The following is a 5,357-nucleotide window of genomic DNA, read 5'->3' as shown; positions in this document are numbered from 1 at the left end:
CGAATGCCAAGAAAGCTCTCATCAGGCTCACCCTCGCCACAGTCTCGCCGGAAGTTTGCGGCCAAGCCTAGCCGCTCTCAAGGCCGGTCTGGCGTTGATGCAATCCGAGCTCGCGGCTTCCGTCCCACGCGGGTTCGGACGCGGGTTCCGCGCGAGCAGCGGGTGGGAAGTGGTCTTCCGAGCCGGGACAGGTGAAGGTCCGCTCCCGACGCCGAACTCAAGGTCCGCTCATGGCGCGTTGCAGACCTTTCTGACGGGCTGAGAAGGGCGAGGCCCGCAGCCCTAGGAGCGACGACGTAGCGAGCTGGCTCTGCCTCCGAGCCGGCGAGAAGATAGGGTCACGACATCCCCGGCCGCGGCGCGGGCCTGCGGTTTGCTTGACGCTCGGCACACAACTAAAAATCGAGGCGATTACTACCGGAGGCCCCATGGTCGCGATCCTGAGCAATCCCGTCCGTCTCGACATGATGGACTGGCGACTTCCAGCTTTGGCGGGTTTGCCTGCGGATTGGGTGCTCGCCTGAAGCAGCGTAGCGCAGCCGCTGGTCTCGGGACCGCTAGCGTGCGCGCCCGAGGTTCTGGCGTCGAGCCAAGGTCCTCTTCTGGCGCAAAGCGGACTTCACGTGGGCTGACCTCCACGCATTGGCCGCTGTGGGCCCCAACCGACCTCGCATGCACTGGCGGCGCTTAGCTATTCAGATGGCGGGGTGAGAAGCCGCCACGTGCGGCGACGCGAGCGGCGGAGAGCCCAGCGACCCGCTGCCTCATGCTGACTGGAGGGCATCCGCTGCGGAGTCTCTCCAACGCCAGCGGGCTACGCCGGATCGAACCTCGCCAACGCGAGTTGCCTGATAGGCCTTAAGGCCTTGCTTCCATTCTCACCGAGAGGTTCTGCAAATGACACAGATTGAGGGCGACGGCGGGCCGCTGCTGCAGGGGGTAGATGAGGCGGGCGGCAGTTCGCAGCCGGACGGCGACAGAGACGTCGGTGGCGTGCATGGGCGCGACGAGGGCGGCACCGAGGACTCCGGCGAAGATCGCGACGTGGGCGGCGCCCACGGCCGAGACAACGGCGGATCCTCAGAAGAGCCCGGACCGGATCGGGATGTCGGCGGCGTCCATGGACGGGACCAAGGCCAGCACTGAGGCAGTCGCGAGCCGACGGCGGCCAACCATCCGGCGTCGGTCTTGAGCGATGGATGGCGCGCGGATCTTCACGAGCGGGCGTGCTCTGGCGCAGCTGGTTGGTGGCGACCAAGCGGCCGAACTGTCCGGGGCGTTCGGCCGCTCCCCCTGGCGGGGGCGGATCGACCCCGCGAAGGCGCGGGCTCTGTTCGATTGGGATCGGCTAAACACCGGGCTCGCAGAGCATCGGTTCGGCCGGGCGCGACTGTACCTCTCAGGCGCCGAGGCTCACGCTGCGCGGGATGGCTCCGGGCGGATCGACCCGCCACGATTGACCAAGGCGCTGCGCGATGGGGCGACCCTGATCCTGAACGCGGCTCAGGATGCCAGCCCAAACCTGCGGGACCTCTGCGAGTCCCTCGCGGCGGAGTTCGCCTGCGTTTGCCAAGCCAATCTCTACGCCTGCTGGCGGAGCCGTCCTGGCTTCGACGTCCATTGGGACGACCACGACGTCATCGTGGTGCAGGCGGAGGGCCGCAAGCGCTGGTCGCTCTACGGTGCGACCCGCGAGGCGCCGTTGGTCAGGGGCGATCCGGCCGATCACCGACCGCCGTCCTCGTCAGGCCAGGACCTGGTGCTCGAGGCGGGCGATGTGCTCTACCTGCCGCGCGGCGTGTGGCACGCCGCGCTGGGGGTGGACGAGCCGAGCCTCCACCTTACCATAGGGCTTACCCGCCGCACCGGAGCTGACTTCTTTCACTGGCTCGCGGACACGCTCGCCGAAGAGGCGCTGGTGCGACGGGATCTCCCCTTCGAGGAAGGTGAGAGGGCGCTGGCCAATCGGCTCTCCGATTTGCTCGCGCTCGCGGCGCAAGCCGATCCGGCGGACCTCGCTCGACGCTACCGGCGCGACCTGGATGCGGCTTACCGGGCGGCGCCGCGGCTATCCTTCCCCGCTATCGGCGGCGTGGACACCACGCCCAGCGAGCAGGACGAGGTGTGGCTTGCGCCGGGGCCGGCGTCGCTTGCGCCCGCGGACGCTTCAGGTGCGGTGGTGCTGAGCTGGCGGGGGGACCGGTTCACGATCTCAGGGCGCCTTCAGCGCGTGCTGTCCCAGCTGGTATCAGGCCAGGCGGTGCGCTTCGGAGACCTGGCCGCCTGCGCCGAGCCGGAGGAGACGTTGACCTTCGTGCGCGAGATGGTTCGCCGAGGTGTGTTCTTGCTGCGAGGAGCGCCGGGTGGGCGGGAGGTGTGAACCTGCTGCCCGCAAGGCGGAGGAGCCGGAACGCACTCCCGACGGCCGCTATCTCGTCCTGCGCGGCCGGCTTTGGCGTGCGGGCGATCCGAACCTGCCGGCGCAGGAGCGTTCGCGGTGGGTGTCAGAACTCATGTCGGCGCGACGAGCCGTCGGCGCGGGCTTACGGGCCAAGGACGCCGCCGCCGTGAAAGCGGCGCGCTCGCGCGTACATGCCGCCAAGGTGGCGCTTGGCGAGCGGGGCCCGGTGTGGTGGACCGACGGCGCGCCAGACCTGACACGCCACCTACGCAGAAACACGCCCTATCGCTGAGCCTCGCCCGGTTACGCGCCCATCGAGGCCCCATATCCGCCAGGCGCATGGTTTGGTGCGATCGGCTGACGCGCTCCAGGTCACATTGTGGCGCTGTGCGCAACGATCGACAGTCCCCCGACGGACCAAGCTCCGTATCAGCCTTCGGCGTCGCCGACGCGAAGAGGCCAGGGTCCGGATTGCACCCGTTGCTGACACGGGGACTGGCACGTGCGGGGCCCTGCTGCCGCTTAACGGTACTGTCCACGATGGGCCGCTTCGCCAACTTCCCCTCCTGGCGCTCTGCCGGCCGTGTGCGGGACGGTTTTCGGCTAGCGGGCGCCGTCTTCAGAAATTTCCTCGAGCGTGTGGCCCAATGCCCGAGCTGAGGCCTCACGGGCGACGTCACCCAAGGATAGGATACCGGCGAGGCTGCCTTGGTCATCGACGATCACCAGGCGCCGCATTTGTAGGTCAGCCATCCTTTTGGTGGCCGTCTTCAGGCTCTCGCTCGCCAAGCAGGTCTCAACGGGGCTCGTCATCACTTCGCTGACCGGGATCTCATTATCGCGGCCCTCGCCGACCACTCGGATCACGATGTCTCGGTCCGTGATCAGGCCTACGATCTGGCCACCCTGCTGTATTGGCATGACGCCGGAGTCGATCTCCGACATTCGGCGCGCCACGTCCGCGACGGTATCCGTGGGGCTTGCGACCTGCACATCCCGGGTCATTACGTCCGAAACCTTCATGCACGCTCCTGTGTAGAACCGTGCAACGACTACCGACCGCCCCTGTTCCGAGCGGGAGCAGGCCTCGAGATCGCGAGGGCACGGTCACGGCCATCGCATCGATGTCTTGTGGCGCTGACCCTAACCGGCGGCGAACGCTGGCCCTCTGGGATGCGAGGGAGCTCTAGAAAGACGAAGCGGCGCGCCAAGGCGCGGGTCTACCGGCGCCGGCGTGAGGTCCGCGAGGGGCGAGCCGCACGTGTCCCAGCGCCAGCCGAATAGAGTCTGCGGTCTCAAATCCGCTGTTCGAGAACGGCCGGAACCGGGCAGGCTGAGCCGGCTTTCACGCCGTAACATGCCTGGCCTCGCGATCCTGGAAGCGCCCTCTGGGCTGGGCCTTGCGTCCTATGGGGTGCAGCAACTTCCGAGCGCCCTTCTTCAGCTGGGCCTGGCGGACGGACTTGGCGTAAGGGCGACCAGACGAGTGGAGGCGCCGACGGCCGGAGGGGAAATCGATCCCGCGACAGGAGTGCTGAACGCCGCGGAGCTGGCCAGCTACAGCATCGGCTTGGCGGACGCGGTTCAGGAGATGCTTGAGGACGGCGAGTTCCCGCTGATCCTGGGGGGCGACTGTTCGATCCTGCTGGGATCTGCGCTCGCTTTGAAACGGCGCGGTCGCCACGGGCTGCTGTTCATCGACGGCAACGCCGACTTCTTCCAGCCGGAGGCCAACCCAAACGGGGAGGCGGCCTCCATGGATCTTGCGTTCGCCACCGGCCATGGTCCCGCAGCCGTCGCGGACCTGGAGCGCCGAGGCGCGTCGATCTGCGAAGAGGACGTGGTGGCGTTCGGCTGGCGTGACCACAAGGACCAGGCCGACTACGGGAGCCAGCCTCTGCCGGCTGCAACGCTGAGCCTGGATCTGCCGTCGATCCGCCGTCTCGGGCTGGACAACGCCCTCGACTTGGCTCTGGCCCGCTTGTGCGATCCGCGCCTCGACGGCTTCCTCATCCACCTGGACGCCGACGTCCTCGATGACGAGGTGATGCCTGCGGTCGACTACCGCATCCCCGGGGGCCTGAGTCCCGATGAACTCACGCACGTGCTCACCTGCGCGGTGGCGAGCGGGAGGGCGGTGGGCCTGGAGGTCGCCATCTACAATCCGCAGCTCGACCCGGAAGCCGCCGCGGGCGCTGTGCTGACGGAGGTGCTCACCGCCGCGCTGAGGCATTTCTAGACACCGAAGATCGCCGTGAACGTCGGTGGAGGGCTGCCGACGGGCCCTGGCGTATGGGTTAGCCGTTCCCCGTGGTTGCGAGCAGGTTGCACTCGGCGATCCGCATCAGAAGAGATGGCCCGGTTCGCACGATGGGGGCGGCTTCGTTCGCGTGCCGGCGGCTCACCGCCGCTGCGGGCGCTCGGCTTCCTCCGGGCGTTACCTGGCGAGCCCAAGGGCTTCAAGGAGCTCCGGATCCTCGCTGGAGGCAGCGAGCGCCCTTGCCGAGACCCCGGCGTGGTTCTTCAGGTCCAGGTCCGCCCCATGCCGGCGCAGCAGGGCTGCGACGGTCGGATGGCGCGCCTGGATGCTCTTCATCAGCGCCGTCTCGCCGGCGTCGTCGGGGCTGTCGACGGCGACCCCCTCACGCAGCAGCTCCGCCACTTCGGCGGTGCGGCCGGCGGCGGCGGCCGCGCGGAGCCTCGCGCCCTCTGGGGGGCGGGAAGCCGGCGGTGAGGCCGCGCGCCGCGGGGTTCCAACGCGCGCCTCGGGTCGTACGGCAGCGCTGCCAGTGACGACAAGTTCCTCGAGGCTGTCGGCGCCGGCGGGGGCGGACGGCGCAGCAACGGGCGGCTGTCGAGTCGAGGCAGGCACCGGAGAGGTCCCAGCCGTCGCCGGAGGCGGGCGCTGTGACCCGGCCTCGTCCAACATCGGGGCGGCTCGCACAACCGGGGGAGG

Annotated in this window: 5 protein-coding genes; 3 read left to right on the top strand and 2 right to left on the bottom strand. The window is 68.8% G+C overall.

What is annotated here, in order from left to right:
• Positions 1 to 897 precede the first annotated feature (897 nt).
• The gene (locus VHK87_RS03790) at positions 898 to 1,146 is read left to right on the top strand and encodes a hypothetical protein (protein WP_329633565.1); all 249 of its coding nucleotides are present in this window, start codon (positions 898 to 900) and stop codon (positions 1,144 to 1,146) included.
• Between the two features lie 310 nt (positions 1,147 to 1,456).
• Positions 1,457 to 2,380 (top strand): JmjC domain-containing protein, encoded by a 924-nt coding sequence (locus VHK87_RS03785; protein WP_329633564.1) that lies wholly within the window; start codon positions 1,457 to 1,459, stop codon positions 2,378 to 2,380.
• A gap of 624 nt (positions 2,381 to 3,004) precedes the next feature.
• Here the strand turns inward: VHK87_RS03785 and VHK87_RS03780 are convergent.
• Positions 3,005 to 3,424, bottom strand: coding sequence for a CBS domain-containing protein (locus tag VHK87_RS03780; protein WP_329633563.1), 420 nt, complete (start codon positions 3,422 to 3,424; stop codon positions 3,005 to 3,007).
• Between the two features lie 238 nt (positions 3,425 to 3,662).
• Between VHK87_RS03780 and VHK87_RS03775 the strand changes: the two genes are divergently transcribed.
• The gene (locus VHK87_RS03775) at positions 3,663 to 4,640 is read left to right on the top strand and encodes an arginase family protein (protein WP_329633562.1); all 978 of its coding nucleotides are present in this window, start codon (positions 3,663 to 3,665) and stop codon (positions 4,638 to 4,640) included.
• A gap of 198 nt (positions 4,641 to 4,838) precedes the next feature.
• On the opposite strand, the gene VHK87_RS03770 is transcribed toward VHK87_RS03775, so the two are convergent.
• Positions 4,839 to 5,330 (bottom strand): ankyrin repeat domain-containing protein, encoded by a 492-nt coding sequence (locus VHK87_RS03770; protein WP_329633566.1) that lies wholly within the window; start codon positions 5,328 to 5,330, stop codon positions 4,839 to 4,841.
• Positions 5,331 to 5,357: the final 27 nt, after the last annotated feature.

Source organism: Phenylobacterium sp. (assembly GCF_036263695.1).
In the GTDB taxonomy this organism is placed as follows: domain Bacteria; phylum Pseudomonadota; class Alphaproteobacteria; order Caulobacterales; family Caulobacteraceae; genus Phenylobacterium.
Note: the sequence above shows the minus strand (reverse complement) of the source record. Positions and strands in the feature narration are given on the sequence as shown.

Bases quoted from the DNA above. Each gene is read 5' to 3' on its own strand.
- VHK87_RS03790 (WP_329633565.1), top strand. From the start codon at position 898: ATGACACAGATTGAGGGCGACGGCGGGCCGCTGCTGCAGGGGGTAGAT.
- VHK87_RS03780 (WP_329633563.1), bottom strand. From the start codon at position 3,424: ATGAAGGTTTCGGACGTAATGACCCGGGATGTGCAGGTCGCAAGCCCC.
- VHK87_RS03770 (WP_329633566.1), bottom strand. From the start codon at position 5,330: ATGTTGGACGAGGCCGGGTCACAGCGCCCGCCTCCGGCGACGGCTGGG.